Raw genomic sequence first — 19,720 nt, 5'->3', positions numbered from 1 at the left:
CGATGACCACCGTCGTACTCGATACACTCGTCGCAGTGCGACGAACCGCCATGGACCTGCTCGCACGTCGCGAGCATGGTCGAGTCGAGCTGTCGCGCAAGTTGCGCCAGCGTGGCGCTGAAGCGGAAATGATCGAAACGGCCCTCGACCGACTAACGGAAGAGGGTCTGCTTTCTGAAGCCCGTTACCTCGAAAGCTTTGTTTCCTATCGTGCCCGTTCCGGCTATGGCCCTCTGCGGATTCGTGAGGAGCTTAGCCAGCGCGGTCTACAGCGTGCCGATATCGAACTCGCCCTGCGCGAAAGCGGTATCAATTGGCAGGAGCAACTTCAGGAAACCTGGCGGCGCAAGTTCTCCGGACATCTACCGATTGATGCGAAAGAACGGGCCAAACAAGGCCGGTTCCTGGCATATCGGGGATTTTCAATGGAGATGATCAACCGCTTGTTCAGCGGTCGAGGGATGGACGATTAGAACGATTCGATAAAAAACGGCCCGCTATGAAAATAGCGGGCCGTTTTTTTTTGCCCTCAAATTGCATTCGAAGATTCCCGGCTTCGCTGCGAGGGCTGTGGTTGGGTATGAGCCCAATTTTCCGGCAAGTTTATATAGTCAATCAATTCCCTCAGACGTCCGTGGGTGCGAGCGTTAAAGGCGAACGCCAGCCGCGCCAGATGGCTGAATTGGGCATCATCGTGCTCTTCGCCGGCATAGGCGTGTTGATGAAACCGGTCGCTCAGGCACAGGTCGGCAAAGGCGTCCTGCATATGTTCCAGTGCCTGGTCGCTGAGTTTGTGATTCATGCGGATCACAAACTGGCGTTTGAGCCAGCGACTGGAGTGGAAGTTGCTGTAGAACTGATTGATCTGCTCCACCGCCTCATCGACGCTGAAAACCAACCGCATCAACTTCATGTCGGTTGGCAGGATGTAATGGTTGACCTCCAGTTGCTGGCGAATGAAATCCATTGCGCCCTGCCAGAACGTGCCGCCCGGAGTGTCGAGCAATACCACTGGCACCAAGGGGCTCTTGCCCGTCTGGATCAGCGTCAGCACTTCCAGCGCTTCATCCAGCGTGCCGAAACCGCCCGGGCATAGAACCAGCGCATCAGCTTCTTTGACGAAGAACAGTTTGCGGGTAAAGAAGAAGTGGAACGGCAGCAGATTGCCGGTGCCGTCCACGGTCGGGTTGGCGTGTTGTTCGAAGGGCAGGGTGATGTTGAAGCCGAGGCTGTGATCGCGACCGGCCCCTTCGTGGGCGGCGGCCATGATGCCGCCACCAGCACCGGTGATCACCATCATGTCGGAACGCGCCAGTGCGGCGCCGAGCTCACGGGCCATCGCGTACAACGGATGTTCAAGCGGCGTGCGTGCCGAGCCGAACACAGTGACCTTGCGTCGCCCCTTGAATTGTTCGAGCACGCGAAAGGCCTGCTCCAGTTCGCGCAGGGCCTGCAGGGTGATCTTGGCGTTCCAGCGGTTGTGGTCGGCCTGGGCCATGCGCAGCACGGTCAGGATCATGTCGCGGTAGATCGGGAGGTTCGGGCTGTTGGGTGAAACGCGGTTGAGTTGTTCTTCGACCTTGCTGATGAGGTCGGGGCCGCTTTCCTGAAAATGACGACTCAAGAGGTCATTCGGTTGGTAAGGCATTCAATGTCTCCTTTATGCACAGAGCGGATGGCCCTGACGAGCGGCGTCAGTGCCGCGCTGCAAAAACACACCTCTGGGCAGTTCCTTGGCTGCCGTCAACAGATGATCGGGAATACTCTGAATCTAGACCTTCGCACGGCATTACGCTGCGACTTCTTTTGTAAGCAACGGAGAATGGCTCAGCGCGAAGCGCTACCGCTCGTCCGAACGCGTACCGGGCCGTCAGCGCTCTGATTAACTGATTTACAGGCGTTAGGCGACAACTTCGCACCAATCAGGTACGCAAGTGGCAGGCTATTGAAGGATTTGCAGGTGGCATGGAGGCGGGACACATGGCCAGAGTAGTTCTGGAAATCGATACGCAACTGTATCGAATGTTGCTGGCAGCGGCCGAGACTAACCAGATCAGTCTCGAAGAGGAGTGTTGTCGACGTCTGGCCGGCGGCGAACGCCGTTCTCAGTATCTGCAGGCCTTGCTGGCCGAATTGCGCGCCGAGGATGAACAGCGGCGCGCCAATGCGTCGTGATTACTTCTTCTTCGCCGGGGCAGCTTTCGGGCAATCGGATTCCTGATAGCTCGCGGAGCCGATTGCCTTGTTGGTTTTCACTTCGGTGAAGTCGTAACGCATGATCGCGCCCTTGGCCATCAGCTTGCGGTACGACGGGTTGTTGCACACCGAAGCGCCCAACTGGAAATACACGGCTTTGGGGTCAGCACGCATTTTGTCGGCGTGGCTCTTCTGCACGCTCAGGTGATTGATCAACTGAGTGCCTTCAACGGTGTAGCCCTGATCAAGGATATCTTCATTGATTGCCCGAGGCGTGCCGACGCTGCTCTGGGCGGCGACGTTGCGCAGCTCTCTGTTCAGATTCTGCTCACTCAGGGACGCTGCCTGAGCGGTGAAGGACGACGCCAGCAGAATGGCAGCGGTGGGAACGATAAGGCGCAGCATGAAACTCTCCTGGTTCAGTGACTGGTGGTTCGACCCGTCACGTGACTGTGCGTTCAGTGGCGGCGAATTATAGGGGAGCCGGTCGGGAGGGTACAGGCTTGTGCCGCTCGCTCTGGTAAACTGCCGGCCTTTATTGCCCTGCCGAGTGTTGTTCGTGTCGAGTTTCCCTGCCTGCCGACGTTGCCTGCGATGAACCATGCCCCCAACGCCGTAGCCCGACTGCGCGATCAGCGTGAAGATGAAGGCATCAAGCCGATTCAGGCCCGGGGCTTTCGCTCCGAGCGTTGCCGCGACTGCCGGGTGATCATCAGCCATTGCCTGTGCGCCTGGCGGCCGACTGTCGAAACCCGTTCGGGCGTGTGCCTGATCATGACCGGTAAGGAAGTGTTCAAACCCAGCAACACCGGTTGGCTGATTGCCGATGTGGTGCGCGACAACCATGCGTTCATCTGGTCGCGCACCGAGCCAGACCCGCAATTGCTGGCATTGCTCAACGATCCGCAATGGCAGCCGTATCTGGTGTTTCCCGGCGAGTATGTCGAGCCGTCGCGAGTGACCAACACGGTTGCCGCCGATACCAGCAAGCGCCCGCTGTTCATCCTGCTGGATGCGACCTGGACCGAAGCGCGGAAGATTTTCCGCAAGAGTCCGTATTTTGATCGGCTGCCGATCTTGAGCCTGTTGCCTGACAAACTGTCGCGCTACCGCTTGCGCCGCTCGACCCGCAGCGAGCATCTGTGCACCGCAGAAGTGGCGGCGTTGTGTCTGGAACTGGCCGGTGATGCGGATGCCGCTTCGGCGCTGGACGCGTATTTCGACGTGTTCAGCCAGCATTACCTCGGCGCCAAGCAGCAACTGGACAAGAACGAGTCGACGCCGGCCCATGTCGAGTTGCAGCGCTATATACCAAAGCCGCAGGCGGAGTTGGCGCAATAGTGGCCCATACTGTACGAGCCAGCGGCCGCGCTGCTTGACCACCCTGTCCTGGCTGGGCATGCTTGGCGCCGTTCTGGGTGCGGCCAAGGTTTGAAACGCCGTGTTTGCTGTTGATTGGCGTTGAACGTGCCCCTGTGGATATCGCTTGCGAGCGGCATCTCGAGTTGCTTTGGTCTGGCCGGATGCACCGGCCGGCCATCAAAAACAGGATCATTTGAAAAATGGCCACATACGACATCCTGATTGCCGATGATCACCCCCTGTTTCGCAGCGCCCTGCATCAAGCAGTGACGCTGGGCCTCGGCCCGGATGTGCGGCTGGTGGAAGTGGCGAGCATCGCCGAACTGGAAACCCGCCTGACCGAAAAGGCTGACTGGGATCTGGTCCTGCTGGACCTGAACATGCCCGGCGCCTACGGTTTTTCCGGATTGGTCCTGTTGCGCGGGCAATATCCACAGATTCCGGTGGTGATGGTTTCGGCCCAGGAAGAAGCTTCGGTGATGGTCAAATCCCGTGAGTTCGGCGCCAGCGGCTTTATCCCCAAGTCCAGCGATCTGAGCGTGATTCAGCAAGCCGTGCGCAAAGTCCTCGACGGCGATGTGTTCTGGCCGCCGCAAGCGTTCGAGGCGGTGAGCGTGTCCGACGAAGCCAAAGCCGCCAGCGATGGCCTCGCCAGCCTGACACCGCAGCAGTTCCGCGTATTGACCATGGTCTGCGAAGGCCTGCTGAACAAGCAGATTGCCTATGAGCTGAGTGTGTCGGAAGCGACCATCAAGGCCCACGTCACGGCGATCTTTCGCAAATTGAATGTGCGCACCCGCACGCAAGCGGCGTTACTGCTGCAACAACTTGAGTCAATTCCGAGCCAGTGATGGCTGGCGGTTTCACGCTTTTTTGACTTTCGTTGATCTAGCTTCCCCACTCCTTTTTGGTTGGTCTCTTCCATATGTCACCTTTCAAGGGCCAGACCGGCCTGAAACGTATCCTCAATGCCTCCGGTTATTCGCTCGATGGCCTGCGCGCGGCGTTTACCGGCGAAGCGGCGTTTCGCCAACTGGTGCTGCTCAATGTCGTGCTGGTCCCGTTGACGTTCTTTCTGAACGTCAGCCGTGTCGAACAAGCGGTATTGATCGCCGTGTGTCTGCTGGCGCTGATCGTCGAGCTGTTGAACTCGGCGGTGGAAGCGGCCATTGACCGCATCTCGCTGGAACTGCACCCGCTGTCGAAGAACGCCAAGGACATGGGCAGCGCCGCGCAGCTCGTGGCATTGAGCATGATCGCGTTGGTGTGGGCGGTGATTCTGCTTTAAGCGATGGTCGGCAAAACGATCTCGTCGCTGCGCTGCACCCCGGCGGTGAACGCGCGGCACAGCTCGAGAAACTCGCGCATGGCCGAGGTCTGGTATTTCTGCTTGTGCCAGATGAAGTAAAACTGCCGGGCCAGATCCAGGTCCGGCGTCTCCACCGGCACCAGACTGCCGCGGCGAAACGCATCGCGCAGCGCCAGGCGTGAGATGCAGCCAATCCCTAGCCCTGACTCCACCGCGCGTTTGATCGCTTCGGTGTGCTCCAGCTCCAGGCGGATATTCAGCGCGCTGCGGTGGTGGCGCATGGCCTGATCGAAAGTCAGGCGCGTGCCGGAACCCTGTTCACGGAGAATCCACGCCTCGTGGGTCAGCTCTTCCATGCTCGCGCTGCCGCGTTGCGCCAGCGGATGCTGCGGTGCGCAGAATACCACCAGCTCATCCTCGACCCAGCTCTGCACTTCGATGTCCGGGTGGCTGCAATCGCCCTCGATCAGACCCAGATCAATTTCATAATGCGCGACTTGTTGCACGATATTGGCAGTGTTTTGCACGTGCAGCTTCACCTGGCTTTCCGGGTGGCGTTGCATGAAGCTGCCGATCAGCAGGGTGGCCAGGTAGTTGCCAATGGTCAGCGTCGCCCCCACTGATAAAGAGCCAAAACCGGATTTACCGTTGAGCAGGTCTTCGATTTCCTTGGCCTGATCGAGCAGGGCCACCGCTTGCGGCAACAGCTGTTTGCCCAGAGCGTTGAGGCTCAGGCGTTTGCCGGCGCGATCGAACAGCTGGCAGCTGGACTGGCGCTCCAGTTCGGTGATCGACGTGCTGGCCGCCGACTGCGAGAGGTTGAGCAGACCCGCAGCACGGGATACGCTTTCCTGCTGGGCGACGGCGACGAAGACTTGCAGTTGACGGAGAGTAAATCGCATATCGATATAACCGATAACCCTTATCTTAATAATCCAGTTAACAGATATTGTCGTCGCTATTAGAATGCGATGCAATTGCGCGCTATGGCCTTGGTGGGCCTGCGCAGACCCAATCTCCAGGAGTCAAACGTACATGAGCAACATGAACCACGAGCGTGTCCTCAGTGTTCATCACTGGAACGACACTCTGTTCAGCTTCAAGTGCACCCGCGATCCGGGTCTGCGCTTCGAGAACGGTCAGTTCGTGATGATCGGCCTGCAGCAGCCCAACGGCCGCCCGCTTATGCGCGCTTACTCGATCGCCAGCCCGAACTGGGAAGAGCATCTGGAATTCTTCAGCATCAAGGTGCAGGACGGTCCGCTGACCTCCCAGTTGCAGCATCTGAAGGAAGGCGACGAGATCATCATCTCGAAAAAGCCTACCGGCACCCTGGTCCTTGATGACCTGAACCCGGGCAAGCACTTGTACCTGCTCAGCACCGGAACCGGCCTGGCGCCGTTCATGAGCGTGATTCAGGACCCGGAAACCTACGAGCGCTTCGAAAAAGTGATCCTGGTTCACGGCGTGCGCTACGTCAACGAAGTCGCCTATCGCGAATTCATCACCGAGCACCTGCCGCAGAACGAGTTCTTCGGCGAAGCGCTGCGTGACAAGCTGATCTACTACCCGACCGTGACCCGCGAGCCGTTCGAGAATCAGGGTCGTCTGACTGACTTGATGCGCAGCGGCAAGCTGTTCAGCGACATCGGCCTGCCACCGATCAACCCGCAGGACGACCGCGCGATGATCTGCGGTAGCCCAAGCATGCTCGACGAGACCAGCGAAGTGCTCGACAGCTTCGGCCTGAAGATCTCGGCGCGGATGCGCGAGCCGGGTGATTACCTGATTGAGCGTGCGTTCGTGGAGAAATAAGCACTAATCCCTGTGGGAGCGAGCCTGCTCGCGAAGCGGTCTGTCAGCAACCTATCCGTTGGCTGACACGACGCCTTCGCGAGCAGGCTCGCTCCCACAATGGTTTGTATGCCATAAAAAAGCCCGCGTTGCCTGAGAAGGCAGCGCGGGCTTTTTCGTTTCTGGGGCTCACGCTGAGGCTGGAATGACTTCCAGCACGCAAATCCGCTCAGGCGTCCGGTAATGCCAGCGTACATCCAGATCCCAGAATTGCGCGCCATACTCACGTTCCGGCGCCGGGGTCTGGTAGGCCGGCCGTGGGTCCTGCACCAGGCATTGCTCGATCAGCTCGACCAACGGCTCGCCGAGGCGCTGTGCATGGGTATGCGCCTGTTGCAGTGCCGAATCCGTCCACTGCACGCCAATCAACGGCGGCGCGGCGCTGGCAATGCTGTTGGCGGCGCCGGGAATGATATCGGCGTAAGGCACATAGGGTTTGATGTCGAGCACTGGTGTGCCGTCGAGCAGATCGATGCCGGAAATGAACAGCCGATTGGCTTCGACCTTGTCCAGTTTCACCACTGATTGGCCAATGCCGTTTGGCCGGTGTGTGGCGCGGGTGGCGAACACGCCCATCGACTTGTTGCCGCCCAGCCTTGGCGGACGGACTTTCAGCCGCGGTTTGTCTTCCAGCGCTTGGTGAAAGAGGAACAGCAGCCAGACGTGGCTGACCTGTTCCAGCCCCTGCACCGCGTCACCCTGATCGAACGGCGCGACCAGCTCCAGCACACCACGTGCGGCGGGCGCCAGTTGTGGCTGACGGGGGATGGCGAATTTCTCCTTGAAACAGGAGCGCACGAAGCCGATGGGGGAGACGCTGTAAGTCATGGTTTGCAATCGAAGCGGGGCAGGGGGGGTATGATAACCCGGCTCGCTTCAAGTCTGGTGGTGGCTGGGCTTGCGCTATCGCGAGCAGGCTCACTCCTACAGGGATTTTCAGTGAACGCAAATTTTGTGTACACCCATGACCTGTAGGAGTGAGCCTGCTCGCGATAGCTTCACCGCCAATGTCAGAGGCTGAACCCCCCGTCGAGAGGAATGATATTCCCGGTCATGTAAGCCCCGGCGGTACTCGCCAGGCTGATCGCCAGCGCCGCCATCTCTTCCTCGCGCCCCCAGCGCTTCATCGGAATCAGGGCGGTGTCCTCGGCCAGCGCCTGCTCATCGTTGCCGATATGCTGGGTCATCTTGCTCGGAAACCGCCCCGGCGCGATCACGTTGACGTTGATGTGCTGGCTGACCAGTTCCCGCGCCAGAATCCGCGATAACTGGTGCAGGGCGGCCTTACTCGGCCCGTAGGCATACGCCTGCTCACCAAACGAAGAAATCCCCGCCACCGAACCAATGTTGATAATCCGCGCCGGATTCGCCGCCGAACCGGCCTTGCGCAACAGCGGCAGAAATTGCTGGATGCAACTGAATACCGACGTCACGTTGAGTTGCATGACTTTTTCCCAGCCCTTGACCGGGTAACTTTCCAGCGGCGCGCCCCAAGTCGTGCCGGCGTTGTTCACCAGAATATCCAGGTGCGTGATCTGCTCGCCCAGGCGCGCAGCCAGTTCCTGCACACCTTCCTCGGTCGCCAGATTCGCCGCCACGCCATGGCATTTGCCCAAGGCACCGAGTTCTTCAGCGGTTTGATGGCAGGCTTCGGCGTCGCGCGAGCAGACGTAGACACGGGCGCCAGCCTCGACAAAGGCCTTGGCGATCATCTTGCCGATACCACGGGTGCCGCCGGTCACCAGAGCGGTGCGGCCTTGCAAGGAAAAGTAGGGGTGCATGGCAAATCCTGAAGATTAGGGTGAGTACACCCTAGTCGCCAGCCGCGCAAAGCGGAGCCACTATTTTCGGAGGGAATGAGGGGCCATGCGGCCAGCTTCGAGTTGCAAGCCACAAGCGGCAAGTTAAAGCGGGGCGGTAACTTGCAGCTTGCAGCTTGTAGCTGCTTTACGCTCTCACGCGAAGCGTGAGCCCTTTGAGGAAATTGCGCAGCAACTGATCGCCGCACGGGCGGTAGTTGGTGTGGCCGACCTTGCGGAACAGCGCGCTCAGCTCAGGCTTGGACACCGGAAATTCGGCGGCCTTGAGGATCGCATGCATGTCGTCTTCTTTCAGCTCGAAGGCCACGCGCAGCTTTTTCAGGATGATGTTGTTGGTCACCGGCACTTCGATTGGCTGCGGCGGACGGCTTTCGTCCTTGCCGCGCTTGAAGATCACCAGACCGTCAAGGAAGTGCGCGATGACTTCGTCCGGGCAGCGTACGAAACCTTCTTCGTCTTCTTCTTTCTTGTCGAGCCAGGTCACCACGTCGGCGAGGGTCACGTCCAGGCCGCCGAGTTTGATGATCTCGACAACCTTCTTGTCGCTGATGTCGAGCATGTAGCGCACGCTGCGCAGTACGTCGTTGTGAACCATGTCGGTATTCCTGATGCGTGGTGGGCAGCGCTCACGGGCGCTGCCGAGATGTGTGGCGGCAGTGGAAGAGTCAGAACTTCTCTTTGCCGGACAGGTAGCGCCATTGGCCGACCGGGACCTTGCCGATCGACACACCGCCGATGCGAATGCGGCGAATGCCGACGAGCTTCAGGCCGACCGCTTCGCAGAACTGCGCGATGATCCCCGGTTGCGGGTTTTTCATGGCGAAGCGCAGGCGGTTTTCGTTCTGCCAGCTGGCCTTGACCGGCGGCAGCTCCTTGCCCTTGTGGGTCAGGCCGTGCTGCAAACGATTGAGGCCGTGGGCGACCATCTCGCCTTCGACCTCGACCACGTATTCCTGCTCGATCTTAGCCGCGTCGGCGGTGAGCTTGCGCAGGATTTTCCAGTCCTGGGTGAACACCAGCAGGCCACTCGCCTTGGGCTGCAGATCGGCACTGGCGATCAGGCGCAGGAAGTGTCCGCGCAACGGACGCTTGCCGTAGCGGTGCTCTTCGCTGAGGGTCTCGGCGCTGAGCGATTGCATGGCGGTTTCGACGTCCATGCCGGCCGGCGCGTTGAGCAGAATGGTCACCGGCTCCGGCGCGGTGGCCTTGGCGTCCTTGTCGAGCTCGACTTTCTGCTCGCCGACCTTGAATTGCGGCTCATCGATGACTTCGCCGTCCACGGTGACCCAGCCGCCCTCGATGAACAGCTCGGCCTCCCGGCGGGAGCAACCGACCAGTTCGATGAGGCGTTTGGAGAGGCGAATCGGGTCAGTCATGACAGGGCCGTAACAAAAAAGGGGTGGGCATTGTACCTGTGTGGCGCCGGTTAAGCCCGGTTCCATTTCGGTATCGTTATTTGTAGGAGTGAGCCTGCTCGCGATTGCTTTCTGACATTCAGTATTGATGTCGGCTGGTCTGGCGCTATCGCGAGCAGGCTCACTCCTACAGGTGTTGTGTTGTGTCAGCCGTTGCTTGAGCGCTGTTGGGACTGCCGCAAGCGCATATGCAGCAGCGGATACGGCTGGCCCATGCCATCGACCTCCGAGCGACCGATCACCTCGAAACCCTGTCTCTCATAGAACCGCAGGGCCTGTGGATTCTGCTCGTTGACGTCGAGTTCATCGGCGTTCAAATGCTGCATGGCGTAATTCAACAGTTTCTTGCCTAGGCCCTGACCGCGATAATCGGGGTCGATGAACAGCATTTCAATCTTGCCCGCCGCAACCCCGGCAAACCCGGTGATGCGCTGCTGGGCGTCTTTGGTGCAGATCAGCATGACCGCATCCAGATAACGGGTGAGCACCAGGTTGCGCAGCAGCTCGATGTAACTGTCCGGCAGAAAATCATGAGTCGCACGGACCGAGGCCTCCCAGACCTGGGTCAGTTCCTGATAATCGCTGAGTTTCGGCGTGTGGATGACCGAATGGTGACGCATGTGCGTGTGCCTCTTGTGCGGTTCAAGGGAGTCCGTCCCCCGCTAAACGATAGTCGCAAAAAAGCCCCGCATCTCATAAAAAGACCGGGGCTTCTGGATTTATTGCGGTGCCTTCCCCCTCACCCCAACCCTCTCCCCCGAGGGGGCGAGGGGGAAGGGAGCTGATCTTCATGCTTTTCAAAATCAGCGTTCAACCCGGTATTTCAGGTCACCGCAATTCGAAAGAACAACCCGATCAGTCCCCTCTCCCTTTGGGAGAGGGGTAGGCGGGCGGCGTTCCGATGAGGGGCTTTTGATGTTCAGATCAGATCTGCTCAGCCCACAAATCATATTCGTCAGCATCCGTCACCTTGCACCAGACCTTGTCGCCCGGCTTCAGGTTGCTGCCATTGTCGATAAACACGTTACCGTCGATTTCCGGCGCATCGAAGAAGCAGCGGCCAACCGCGCCTTGCTCGTCGACTTCGTCCACCAGAACTTCGATTTCACGGCCGATGCGCATCTGCAGGCGGGCCGAGCTGATCGCCTGCTGGTGCGCCATGAAGCGCTCCCAACGGTCTTGCTTGACGTCGTCCGGCACCACTTCCAGGTCCAGATCGTTGGCCGGCGCGCCGTCGACCGGCGAGTACTGGAAACAGCCGACGCGGTCGAGCTGCGCTTCGGTCAGCCAGTTCAGCAGGTACTGGAAGTCTTCTTCGGTTTCGCCCGGGAAGCCGACGATGAAGGTCGAACGGATGATCAGGTCCGGGCAGATCTCGCGCCAGTTCTTGATCCGCGCCAGGGTCTTGTCTTCGAACGCCGGGCGTTTCATCGACTTGAGCACTTTCGGGCTGGCGTGCTGGAACGGGATGTCGAGGTACGGCAGGATCTTGCCGGCAGCCATCAGCGGAATCAGCTCGTCGACGTGCGGGTACGGATAAACGTAATGCAGACGGACCCAGACGCCGAGGGTGCTCAGCGCTTCGCAGAGTTCGGTCATGCGGGTTTTCACCGGCGCGCCGTTCCAGAAGCCGGTGCGGTATTTCACGTCGACGCCGTAGGCGCTGGTGTCCTGCGAGATCACCAGCAGCTCTTTGACGCCGGACTTGACCAGGCGCTGGGCTTCGTCGAGCACGTCGCCAACCGGGCGGCTGACCAGTTTGCCGCGCATCGACGGGATGATGCAGAACGAGCAGCTGTGGTTGCAGCCCTCGGAAATCTTCAGGTACGCGTAGTGACGCGGGGTCAGCTTGATGCCTTGCGGCGGCACCAGATCGATTAGCGGGTTGTGATCCTGACGCGGCGGCACCACTTCGTGCACGGCGTTGACCACTTGCTCGTACTGCTGCGGACCGGTTACGGCCAGCACGCTCGGGTGTACGTCGCGGATATTGCCTTCTTCCACGCCCATGCAGCCGGTGACGATGACCTTGCCGTTTTCCTTGATCGCTTCACCGATCACTTCCAGCGACTCCGCCTTGGCCGAGTCGATGAAACCGCAGGTGTTGACCACCACCACGTCGGCGTCCTGGTAAGTGGACACCACGTCATAGCCTTCCATGCGCAGCTGGGTCAGGATGCGCTCGGAGTCGACCAGTGCTTTCGGGCAACCCAGAGATACAAAGCCAACCTTTGGATTGGCCGGCGCAGGAGTGGTGGACATGTCTAACCTCGGTGTTTTGTGACGTCACTGGCCACGCGCGGCAGCTGACGGATGGGCGCTTTACGTCCTGTCTCGTGAATCCGCTGTTTTTTGACGAGTGACTGTTGTCGTCAGGCAAGGCGCCGCGCCGAGTCATAGCGCGCTATGGCGAGAAGCGGCAACGCAGCATGGCGACAACAGGCACCGTCAAAAAGCAGCAGTGATTCGCGAGACAGGACGTTTCGTGCGCCTCTGATCAAAAAGTGCGCAATTCTAGCGGCGGGCAACGCACTTGACCAGCTTTATGCAGGGAAATACGACGAGTGCTGCGCTATGCTTCGCGCCGTTGAGCTTTACCGATTTCTTGCAGTCAACAAAACGTCTGTAACAACAGGTAAAACAGCGCATGCTGCACCACAAAGCATAGTGCTTCATTCGAAGAAGCCGGTATTGAGATCAGGAGTGTTGGATGGGTCAGGCAAGTAGTCATGCGGCAGGCGCCGAGGGTTCGGCCTCCAGGCCGCTGAGCATGCTGGTCGCGGCGGTCGGGGTAGTTTACGGCGACATCGGCACGAGCCCGTTGTACACCCTCAAGGAAGTATTTTCCGGCGGTTACGGCGTGCCGGTCAATCACGACGGCGTGCTCGGCATTTTGTCGTTGATCTTCTGGTCGCTGATTTGGGTCGTGTCGATCAAGTACATGATGTTCGTGCTGCGCGCCGACAACCAGGGCGAAGGCGGGATCATGGCCCTCACGGCGCTGGCGCGGCGAGCGGCGGGGCATCGGCGCAAGTTGCGCTCGTTGCTGGTGGTCTGCGGCCTGATCGGCGCGGCGCTGTTTTACGGCGACAGCATGATCACCCCGGCGATCTCGGTACTGTCGGCAATTGAGGGTCTGGGTCTGGCTTTCGATGGCATCGACCATTGGGTCGTGCCACTGTCTTTGGTCGTACTGGTTGCTTTGTTCCTGATTCAGCGCCACGGTACGGCGCGGATCGGTATTCTGTTCGGGCCGATCATGGTCACCTGGTTCCTGGTTCTTGGCGCTCTCGGTGTGTACGGCATCAGCCACACCCCGGAAGTGCTGCACGCGTTGAACCCGGCGTGGGCGGTGCGGTTTTTCATGGTGCACACCGGCATGGGCGTGGCGATTCTCGGCGCGGTAGTGCTGGCGCTGACCGGTGCCGAAGCGCTGTACGCCGACATGGGCCACTTCGGCCGCAAGCCGATCGCCCGCGCCTGGTTTCTGTTGGTGCTGCCGGCGCTGGTACTGAATTATTTCGGGCAGGGCGCCTTGCTGTTAGACAACCCTGACGCAGCGCGCAACCCGTTCTATCTGCTGGCGCCGAGCTGGGCGCTGATTCCGCTGGTCGGCCTGTCGACCCTGGCCACGGTGATCGCCTCGCAAGCGGTAATCTCCGGGGCATTCTCCCTGACCCGCCAAGCGATCCAGCTCGGCTACATCCCGCGCATGTACATCCAGCACACCTCCAGCGACGAGCAGGGCCAGATCTACATCGGCGCGGTGAACTGGGCGCTGATGGTCGGTGTGGTCCTGCTGGTGATCGGTTTCGAATCCTCTGGCGCCCTGGCTTCGGCCTACGGCGTGGCGGTGACCGGCACCATGCTGATGACCACCATCCTTGTGTCGGCGGTGATGTTGCTGCTGTGGAAATGGCCACCGATTCTCGCGGTCCCGGTACTGCTGGGCTTCCTGCTGGTCGATGGCCTGTACTTCGCCGCCAACGTGCCGAAGATCATCCAGGGCGGTGCCTTCCCGGTGATCGCCGGTATCGCTTTGTTCGTGCTGATGACCACCTGGAAGCGCGGCAAGCAACTACTGGTCGACCGTCTCGACGAAGGCGCGCTGCCGCTGCCGATCTTCATCAGCAGCATCCGCGTACAACCGCCGCATCGCGTGCAGGGCACAGCGGTGTTCCTCACCGCCCGCTCCGACGCCGTGCCGCATGCGTTGTTGCACAACCTGCTGCATAACCAGGTGCTGCACGAACAGGTGGTGTTGCTGACGGTGGTCTACGAAGACATCCCGCGCGTACCGCCATCGCGGCGTTTCGAAGTGGAAGCGCACGGGGAGGGCTTCTTCCGGGTCATCCTGCACTTCGGCTTCACCGACGAACCGGACGTGCCGCAGGCACTGAAGCTGTGCCATCTGGATGAACTGGATTTCAGCCCGATGCGCACCACCTACTTCCTCAGCCGCGAAACCGTGATCGCCTCGAAACTCGAAGGCATGGCGCGTTGGCGCGAGGCGTTGTTTGCGTTCATGTTGAAGAATGCCAATGGCAATTTGCGGTTCTTCAATCTGCCTTTGAACAGAGTGATTGAGTTGGGGACGCAGGTAGAGATGTAAACCTGGCCCCAACCGAAAAGCCCCCGACAGCCTTGTGCTGGCGGGGGCTTTTTTGTGTCTGTTGTACAACTCTCAAAACCACTGCAAAACCCCTGTGGGAGCTAGCCTGCTAGCGATGGCTGAGTGTCAGTCAGCACATCTTTATCAGATCCACCGCCATCGCTAGCAGGCTAGCTCCCACAGGGTTATGGGGTGCGTTCAGACAGAGTTTGGGGTTGACGATTCGATAATGCCGATCAAGCAGGTGTCCACGTTTCATGGAATGTGGACACTCGGTTTTTCTTGCTTTGTGCAGAGTCAAGAAATTTGCGGTCTCTGCACAAATTCTGAATTCACCGCCATCCCTTGTAGGAGTGAGCCTGCTCGCGATAGCGGTGTGTCAGTTGACAACTAGATGGCTGACACTCCGCTATCGCGAGCAGGCTCACTCCTACAGGGGAATGTGTTCATCGTCCGAGATGTAAAAAGCCCCGCAACTGTGAAGTTGCGGGGCTTTTTGTGGGTGCGGCTCAGATCACTCTTCGGCGACCGAGTCCTTGCTCTGGCGCTTCTGAATCAAATCCACCAAGCGCTTCGCCAGCGCCGGGTAGTTCTCGTCGAAATGATGCCCGCCAGGCAGTTTCACCGGCTCACCCACTGCAGTCTTGTCGGTGCAGCCACTCTCATCGGTTTCTTCTTCACCATAAATGCACACCACCTTGGCCGCAGGCAGCTTGGCCATTTCCGGCCCGGTGGCGGCTTCTTTACCCGCGTTACCCAACCAGCCTTCGACTTCGATTTCGAAGCTGCCGGTGCGGGCGAAGGCGAGCAGGATGATCGCGTCGACGCGTTGCTGTTCGTTCTCTGGCAGGCGGTTGTAGATCGCCGGCAGGACGTCAGCGCCGAACGAATAGCCGGTGAGGATGAAGCGCTTGGTGCCCCATTTCTGCCGGTAGTGCTGCATCAGTTCGGTGAGATCCAGCGCGCTTTGCTCCGGGCTCTTGTGCTGCCAGTAGTAGCGCAGGGTGTCGATGCCGACCACCGGGTAGCCGATCTTGGCCATTTCGCCCGCCACGTCGCGGTCGAGGTCGCGCCAGCCGCCATCACCGGAGAGGAACAGGGTCACGGTGTCGTTGGCCTGGCCGGCCGGGACTTCGACCACCGGGATCGCCAGACCGCCGTTGGCCTTGTCGCCGCCGACGAGGATTTTGCGCAGTTCGTTGTTCAGCACTTGCGGCAAGTTGATGTCGTAGTCGCTGATGCTGGTTTCGGCGTTCGGTTGATCGCGCACGAAACCTGCGCTGGCGTCGTCCGGGTTGTCGTTCCACGCCACCAGCCAGTGGCCGTGGGCGGCGGACTTCGGCAGCAGGTGAGTGCAGCCGGGTTTTTCCAGGGCGAGGTCGACGGAGATGGCTTGCGCCTTGTCGTTTTTCTGTTCGGCCAACCAGCGCCAGGCCAATACGGCACCTGGGCCGATACCGCTGACCAGCGTGGCCGGACCGTTCAGTTCACGCAGGCCCGATTGCAGGGCGCGGCTTTGCAGCAGGCAGTCCTTGGGCAGAATCACCTGAACGATCTGCGCCGAGGCGCTGCGGCTCAGGGTGGTCAGTTGTTTCTCGGAGAGCTTTTGTTCGTCGGTAACGGCCACCAACACCTGAGCCTTCGGCTTGCTGCCCGGGATAACTCGCGTCATGGCCGCGCCATCGGCGGGTTGGAGCTGTTCGACGGTCGGTTCCGGTGCCGGGCGTTTGAGGTACCAGAAACCGCCGCCGGCAATCACGGCCAGCACGATCAGTGCAGCCAGGATGTACTTCAGGGAGCGTTGAATCATCAGCGTTTCACCAATCCAGTCAAGCCGCCCGCGATCAGGGCAGCAGTATCGGCCAGCGCCACCAACGGATCGAGTCCGGCGGGCACGGCCATATAACGGGGTTCCCAGTCAGGCTGGAACTTGTCTTTGAAGCGGCGCAAGCCTTGGAAGTTGTACAGCTGCTCACCACGGCGGAACACCATCGAGCCCAGCCGCTGAGTCAATGGTGCACCGCGGCGGGGTTGCAGCCCCGACAACGGCACCATGCCCAGGCTGAAGCGCGCGTATCCGTGACTCTTATAATGTTGAATCAGGCCGACCATCATGAATTCCATGGTCAGCTTCGGCGCGTCCGGGTGCGCGCGCATCAGGTCGAGGCTTGCCAGATCGTGGCTGTAAGTCTCGAGCAGGTTGGCGAACGCGACCGGGCGGCCTTCGAAGCGAATGACTGCGATGCGGAAATGCTTGAGGTAATCGTCGCTGAAGCGGCCGAGGGAAAAGCCTTTCTCGCGCACGTTCTTGCCGGTCAGCCAGGCATCGGAAATCACCTTCAGCTCGTCCATCGGCGCCTGACCCGGCTCATGGATTTCCAGCGACAGACCATCGCGGGTGCCACGGTTCCAGGTGTAGCGCAGATCCTTCATCTCCTTGCCCTTGGCTTCGAGATCAAAGCGCTGCAGATCGACCCGGGCCTCTTCGCCCAGCTTGATCGCCGTCAGGCCGATGTCCATGTAGTACGGCAGGTTCTCCGCGCGCACCTGGTAGAACACCGGACGGGTGTGATGGATATCGCAGAGATCACGGAACTGCCAGATCATTTCCGCGCGTTGCTGGCTCGGCCCGATCGGGTCGTACAGGGCCACCAGACTGCGGCCACGGCGGGCGTACATCAGGAACGCCTCGTCGTTGGGGTGAAACAGCAGCGCCTTGTCACCGGTCAGCGCGAGGCCGCCGTCGGGCTGCGACGACGCCATGAGGATTTTTACCGCGCGGTCCAATTCATCCGGTGTCGGTAGATGAATCACTGGGCGTGCGGTACGCAACAGCCAGGTCAGGGCAATCACCAGCAACAGCACGGCAGCGCCAAGCAGCGAACGCAGGCCGCGTGGGGCGTCTGCGTCGAGGGTGAATTGCCACCAGAGCTGATGGCTGTACGGCACGTCCTGATAGGCGAACAACAGCAGCCAGGTCGACGCACCGAGGACGCACAGGCTGGCGACCAGATACAGCGGCGAGAACGGCAGCTCGGTCAGGCGACTCGGGCGATAGAACGAGCGACGGAAGACGCCGAGCAGTGCCGCCGTCAGGGTCATCAGCGTGGCTTCTTCCCAGTCGAAGCCCTTGAGCAGCGAGAGCAGGGCACCGACCAGCAACAGGATGGTGGTCAGCATCCACGCCGCCGACAGACGTCGGCGCAGACCTTGCGCGAGCAGCAGGCACAACACGCCAATCAGGCTGGCACCGAAGTGCGAGGCGTCGACCAGACGATGCGGGATCAGAAAGCCGATGTGCTCCAGACGCGTATCGATTTCAGGGGTGGCGCCGGAAAACAGCAACACCACACCCGAAAGAAACACCAGCACCGCCAGAATCGGCGCGGCCAGACCGGACGCCGCACGCATGGTCTGGGTCTGGAACAGGCGCTGACCTTCGTTGATCAGCAGCAGCACACAGGCGACCAGCAGTGGCAGTACCACATAGATCAGGCGATACAGCAGCAGCGCCGCGGCCAGTGGCGCCGCGCCGAGTTTGTCGGCGAACGCGGCGAGCAAAATCGCTTCGAACACGCCAACGCCGCCCGGCACGTGGCTGAGCACACCGGCCGCCAGCGCCAACAGGTACACCAGCAGGAACGGCGCGAAAGGCGGCGCTTCCGGCAGCAACAGATAGAGCACGGTGGCGGCAGCGGCGACGTCGAGCGCAGTGATCACCAGTTGCAGGAAGGTCAGGCGCCGACCGGGCAGGCGCAGGGTGCGGCGCCCGGCCTTGACCAACAGATTGTCGGGGTAGGGTTGTTCCGGCAGACGACGGCGATAGATGCCGATCGCCAATACGGCACTGAGGATCAGCACGGCGGCGGCGACGCAGCCCAGCAACACCTCGGACAATCCAAGTGCTTGCGAAGCGGCGGACAGGTTGCTCAAAGTGGCCAGCGCTGCCAGGGGCGGCAAGGCGCAGCCCAAAGAGAGGCTGGCGAACAACGTCATGTGCGCGACTTCCGACGCACCGACGCCCAGCCGTGCATATAAACGATAGCGGACCGAGCCACCCGACAGCAGCGACAGACCAATCGCGTTACCGATTGCAAACGCGGTGAAGCCGCCGAGGGCGAGCATGCGCGGCGGCAATGTCACGCCGGCGTAGCGGCTGGCCGACCATTCATAGCCGAGCAGAATGATGAAGCCGACCACGGTCGCCCCGATGGCACCGAGCAACGCCGGTTTCGGCACGTCGAGAATCGAGTCGTGCAGCGCGTCGAGATCAAGCTCGGCGAGCAGATGGCGACAGGCAATCAGCGCAATGGCAAACAGCAGCAACGTCACGGCCAGACCGATCGGCTGGCGGTATTTGCTTAACCGATCCAGCCAGCGCAAACGCTCGGGTTTGATCGGTTGTTCTGCTGTGACGGTGTCTTGTGGATCAGACGAGTTGGCGCGCATCAATCACCTCTTGGATTGTGCGCGACAGGATGGAGGTATCCAGCCAAGTTACCAATCCCTGTAGAAAAAAATAATCACAAAATATTACGCCTCTCACCGGGTGTCGGCGAGGGCAGTCTTGGATTGCAGGCGTCTTGTCCGCGACTCAAGCATAGTCGCAACGCGGCGGCTCTGGGATCCTGGACGGTTCACTGCACGATGACAGATCATTGTTGCGAAAGGACTTTTTCCACAGATACAAAAAAGGCCACTCTTTCGAGTAGCCTTTTTTGATGTTTGGTTGCGGGAGCCGGATTTGAACCGACGACCTTCGGGTTATGAGCCCGACGAGCTACCAGACTGCTCCATCCCGCGTCTGTGTGGCGGCATTCTACAGGCGAACGGCGAGGTGTCAACCGCTAATCCTGTAAAGAATCAAATAAGTGCGAAATCGCGGCAAACGGTCGCAGGGGATGCGTAAGTTTCGGAAATGCAACGAATTACCGTTTCGCTGCCGATTGGGCAGGGCGCCCATTTGCAAAACAGACGTGCACAAAAAAGGCCACTCTTTCGAGTAGCCTTTTTTGATGTTTGGTTGCGGGAGCCGGATTTGAACCGACGACCTTCGGGTTATGAGCCCGACGAGCTACCAGACTGCTCCATCCCGCGTCTGTGTGGCGGCATTCTACAGAGCTTTGCCGAGGTGTCAACCGCCGATTGGAAT

General features: G+C 60.1%; 18 protein-coding genes and 2 tRNA genes. 7 read left to right on the top strand and 13 right to left on the bottom strand.

Going from position 1 to position 19,720, the window contains the following annotated elements:
• The first annotated feature begins 2 nt into the window (after positions 1-2).
• Positions 3-473: a recombination regulator RecX gene (recX, locus tag J3P75_RS21795; RefSeq protein WP_434708143.1), complete on the top strand. Its 471-nt coding sequence runs from the start codon at positions 3-5 to the stop codon at positions 471-473.
• Between the two features lie 56 nt (positions 474-529).
• On the opposite strand, the gene J3P75_RS21790 is transcribed toward recX, so the two are convergent.
• Complete coding sequence (locus J3P75_RS21790) at positions 530-1,648, bottom strand: TIGR00730 family Rossman fold protein (RefSeq protein ID WP_434708141.1); 1,119 nt, start codon at positions 1,646-1,648, stop codon at positions 530-532.
• Positions 1,649-1,980: 332 nt separating this feature from the next.
• Here J3P75_RS21790 and J3P75_RS21785 point away from each other — a divergent pair, with 332 nt between their 5' ends.
• Entirely contained in the window at positions 1,981-2,175 is a 195-nt protein-coding gene (locus J3P75_RS21785; RefSeq protein ID WP_434591679.1) for a hypothetical protein, read from the top strand.
• Here the strand turns inward: J3P75_RS21785 and J3P75_RS21780 are convergent, their stop codons facing one another.
• Positions 2,176-2,601: a PA3611 family quorum-sensing-regulated virulence factor gene (locus J3P75_RS21780; protein WP_007908738.1), complete on the bottom strand. Its 426-nt coding sequence runs from the start codon at positions 2,599-2,601 to the stop codon at positions 2,176-2,178.
• A 189-nt stretch (positions 2,602-2,790) separates the two neighbouring features.
• Between J3P75_RS21780 and J3P75_RS21775 the strand changes: the two genes are divergently transcribed.
• The 3 genes from J3P75_RS21775 (at position 2,791) to J3P75_RS21765 (ending at position 4,846) form a co-directional block, all read left to right on the top strand.
• The gene (locus tag J3P75_RS21775) at positions 2,791-3,537 is read left to right on the top strand and encodes a tRNA-uridine aminocarboxypropyltransferase (RefSeq protein ID WP_434708140.1); all 747 of its coding nucleotides are present in this window, start codon (positions 2,791-2,793) and stop codon (positions 3,535-3,537) included.
• Between the two features lie 221 nt (positions 3,538-3,758).
• A complete protein-coding gene (gene erdR / locus J3P75_RS21770; RefSeq protein ID WP_090282070.1) occupies positions 3,759-4,409 on the top strand; it encodes a response regulator transcription factor ErdR in 651 nt (216 codons plus the stop codon).
• A gap of 74 nt (positions 4,410-4,483) precedes the next feature.
• Positions 4,484-4,846: a diacylglycerol kinase gene (locus J3P75_RS21765; protein ID WP_434708139.1), complete on the top strand. Its 363-nt coding sequence runs from the start codon at positions 4,484-4,486 to the stop codon at positions 4,844-4,846.
• Here the strand turns inward: J3P75_RS21765 and J3P75_RS21760 are convergent.
• On the bottom strand, positions 4,843-5,769 hold the full coding sequence (locus tag J3P75_RS21760; protein ID WP_093104099.1) for a LysR family transcriptional regulator: 927 nt from the start codon (positions 5,767-5,769) through the stop codon (positions 4,843-4,845). The two genes, J3P75_RS21765 and J3P75_RS21760, sit on opposite strands and share 4 nt — an antisense overlap.
• A 133-nt stretch (positions 5,770-5,902) precedes the next feature.
• Between J3P75_RS21760 and fpr the strand changes: the two genes are divergently transcribed.
• Complete coding sequence (gene fpr / locus J3P75_RS21755) at positions 5,903-6,682, top strand: ferredoxin-NADP reductase (protein WP_007908723.1); 780 nt, start codon at positions 5,903-5,905, stop codon at positions 6,680-6,682.
• A gap of 168 nt (positions 6,683-6,850) precedes the next feature.
• Here fpr and tsaA read toward each other — a convergent pair whose 3' ends face one another.
• The 6 genes from tsaA to rimO all read right to left on the bottom strand — a co-directional run bounded on the left by tsaA (position 6,851) and on the right by rimO (position 12,218).
• Positions 6,851-7,549: a tRNA (N6-threonylcarbamoyladenosine(37)-N6)-methyltransferase TrmO gene (tsaA, locus tag J3P75_RS21750; protein WP_434708138.1), complete on the bottom strand. Its 699-nt coding sequence runs from the start codon at positions 7,547-7,549 to the stop codon at positions 6,851-6,853.
• Between the two features lie 182 nt (positions 7,550-7,731).
• Positions 7,732-8,502, bottom strand: coding sequence for an SDR family oxidoreductase (locus J3P75_RS21745; protein WP_434708137.1), 771 nt, complete (start codon positions 8,500-8,502; stop codon positions 7,732-7,734).
• A gap of 166 nt (positions 8,503-8,668) precedes the next feature.
• The gene (locus J3P75_RS21740) at positions 8,669-9,136 is read right to left on the bottom strand and encodes a DUF1456 family protein (RefSeq protein WP_090282075.1); all 468 of its coding nucleotides are present in this window, start codon (positions 9,134-9,136) and stop codon (positions 8,669-8,671) included.
• A 70-nt stretch (positions 9,137-9,206) separates the two neighbouring features.
• The gene (locus J3P75_RS21735; protein ID WP_434708136.1) at positions 9,207-9,917 is read right to left on the bottom strand and encodes an rRNA pseudouridine synthase; all 711 of its coding nucleotides are present in this window, start codon (positions 9,915-9,917) and stop codon (positions 9,207-9,209) included.
• 185 nt (positions 9,918-10,102) lie between these two features.
• Positions 10,103-10,576, bottom strand: coding sequence for a GNAT family N-acetyltransferase (locus J3P75_RS21730; protein WP_434708135.1), 474 nt, complete (start codon positions 10,574-10,576; stop codon positions 10,103-10,105).
• A gap of 304 nt (positions 10,577-10,880) precedes the next feature.
• Positions 10,881-12,218 (bottom strand): 30S ribosomal protein S12 methylthiotransferase RimO, encoded by a 1,338-nt coding sequence (gene rimO, locus J3P75_RS21725; protein ID WP_024011887.1) that lies wholly within the window; start codon positions 12,216-12,218, stop codon positions 10,881-10,883.
• A 508-nt stretch (positions 12,219-12,726) separates the two neighbouring features.
• Between rimO and J3P75_RS21720 the strand changes: the two genes are divergently transcribed.
• Positions 12,727-14,568, top strand: a complete 1,842-nt coding sequence (locus J3P75_RS21720) for a potassium transporter Kup (protein ID WP_418951619.1) — start codon at positions 12,727-12,729, stop codon at positions 14,566-14,568.
• A 514-nt stretch (positions 14,569-15,082) separates the two neighbouring features.
• On the opposite strand, the gene J3P75_RS21715 is transcribed toward J3P75_RS21720, so the two are convergent.
• The 4 genes from J3P75_RS21715 to J3P75_RS21700 form a co-directional block, all read right to left on the bottom strand.
• Entirely contained in the window at positions 15,083-16,378 is a 1,296-nt protein-coding gene (locus tag J3P75_RS21715; protein WP_434708134.1) for an AcvB/VirJ family lysyl-phosphatidylglycerol hydrolase, read from the bottom strand.
• On the bottom strand, positions 16,378-19,017 hold the full coding sequence (gene mprF, locus J3P75_RS21710; protein ID WP_434708133.1) for a bifunctional lysylphosphatidylglycerol flippase/synthetase MprF: 2,640 nt from the start codon (positions 19,015-19,017) through the stop codon (positions 16,378-16,380). Before mprF ends, J3P75_RS21715 begins: the two co-directional genes overlap by 1 nt.
• Positions 19,018-19,294: 277 nt before the next feature.
• Positions 19,295-19,371 (bottom strand) — tRNA-Met (locus J3P75_RS21705).
• Positions 19,372-19,588: 217 nt separating this feature from the next.
• A tRNA-Met gene (locus J3P75_RS21700) sits at positions 19,589-19,665 on the bottom strand.
• Positions 19,666-19,720 lie beyond the last annotated feature (55 nt).

Source organism: Pseudomonas sp. R1-1, assembly GCF_051132135.1.
Lineage (GTDB): Bacteria > Pseudomonadota > Gammaproteobacteria > Pseudomonadales > Pseudomonadaceae > Aquipseudomonas.
The sequence above is the reverse complement of the archived record's forward strand: the minus strand, read 5'-3'. Positions and strand labels throughout refer to the sequence as shown.

Bases quoted from the DNA above. Each gene is read 5' to 3' on its own strand.
- J3P75_RS21730 (WP_434708135.1), bottom strand. From the start codon at position 10,576: ATGCGTCACCATTCGGTCATCCACACGCCGAAACTCAGCGATTATCAG.
- J3P75_RS21785 (WP_434591679.1), top strand. From the start codon at position 1,981: ATGGCCAGAGTAGTTCTGGAAATCGATACGCAACTGTATCGAATGTTG.
- rimO (WP_024011887.1), bottom strand. From the start codon at position 12,218: ATGTCCACCACTCCTGCGCCGGCCAATCCAAAGGTTGGCTTTGTATCT.
- J3P75_RS21765 (WP_434708139.1), top strand. From the start codon at position 4,484: ATGTCACCTTTCAAGGGCCAGACCGGCCTGAAACGTATCCTCAATGCC.
- mprF (WP_434708133.1), bottom strand. From the start codon at position 19,017: ATGCGCGCCAACTCGTCTGATCCACAAGACACCGTCACAGCAGAACAA.
- J3P75_RS21720 (WP_418951619.1), top strand. From the start codon at position 12,727: ATGCTGGTCGCGGCGGTCGGGGTAGTTTACGGCGACATCGGCACGAGC.
- J3P75_RS21735 (WP_434708136.1), bottom strand. From the start codon at position 9,917: ATGACTGACCCGATTCGCCTCTCCAAACGCCTCATCGAACTGGTCGGT.
- J3P75_RS21745 (WP_434708137.1), bottom strand. From the start codon at position 8,502: ATGCACCCCTACTTTTCCTTGCAAGGCCGCACCGCTCTGGTGACCGGC.
- J3P75_RS21790 (WP_434708141.1), bottom strand. From the start codon at position 1,648: ATGCCTTACCAACCGAATGACCTCTTGAGTCGTCATTTTCAGGAAAGC.
- fpr (WP_007908723.1), top strand. From the start codon at position 5,903: ATGAGCAACATGAACCACGAGCGTGTCCTCAGTGTTCATCACTGGAAC.
- tsaA (WP_434708138.1), bottom strand. From the start codon at position 7,549: ATGACTTACAGCGTCTCCCCCATCGGCTTCGTGCGCTCCTGTTTCAAG.
- erdR (WP_090282070.1), top strand. From the start codon at position 3,759: ATGGCCACATACGACATCCTGATTGCCGATGATCACCCCCTGTTTCGC.
- recX (WP_434708143.1), top strand. From the start codon at position 3: ATGACCACCGTCGTACTCGATACACTCGTCGCAGTGCGACGAACCGCC.
- J3P75_RS21775 (WP_434708140.1), top strand. From the start codon at position 2,791: ATGAACCATGCCCCCAACGCCGTAGCCCGACTGCGCGATCAGCGTGAA.
- J3P75_RS21780 (WP_007908738.1), bottom strand. From the start codon at position 2,601: ATGCTGCGCCTTATCGTTCCCACCGCTGCCATTCTGCTGGCGTCGTCC.
- J3P75_RS21715 (WP_434708134.1), bottom strand. From the start codon at position 16,378: ATGATTCAACGCTCCCTGAAGTACATCCTGGCTGCACTGATCGTGCTG.
- J3P75_RS21740 (WP_090282075.1), bottom strand. From the start codon at position 9,136: ATGGTTCACAACGACGTACTGCGCAGCGTGCGCTACATGCTCGACATC.
- J3P75_RS21760 (WP_093104099.1), bottom strand. From the start codon at position 5,769: ATGCGATTTACTCTCCGTCAACTGCAAGTCTTCGTCGCCGTCGCCCAG.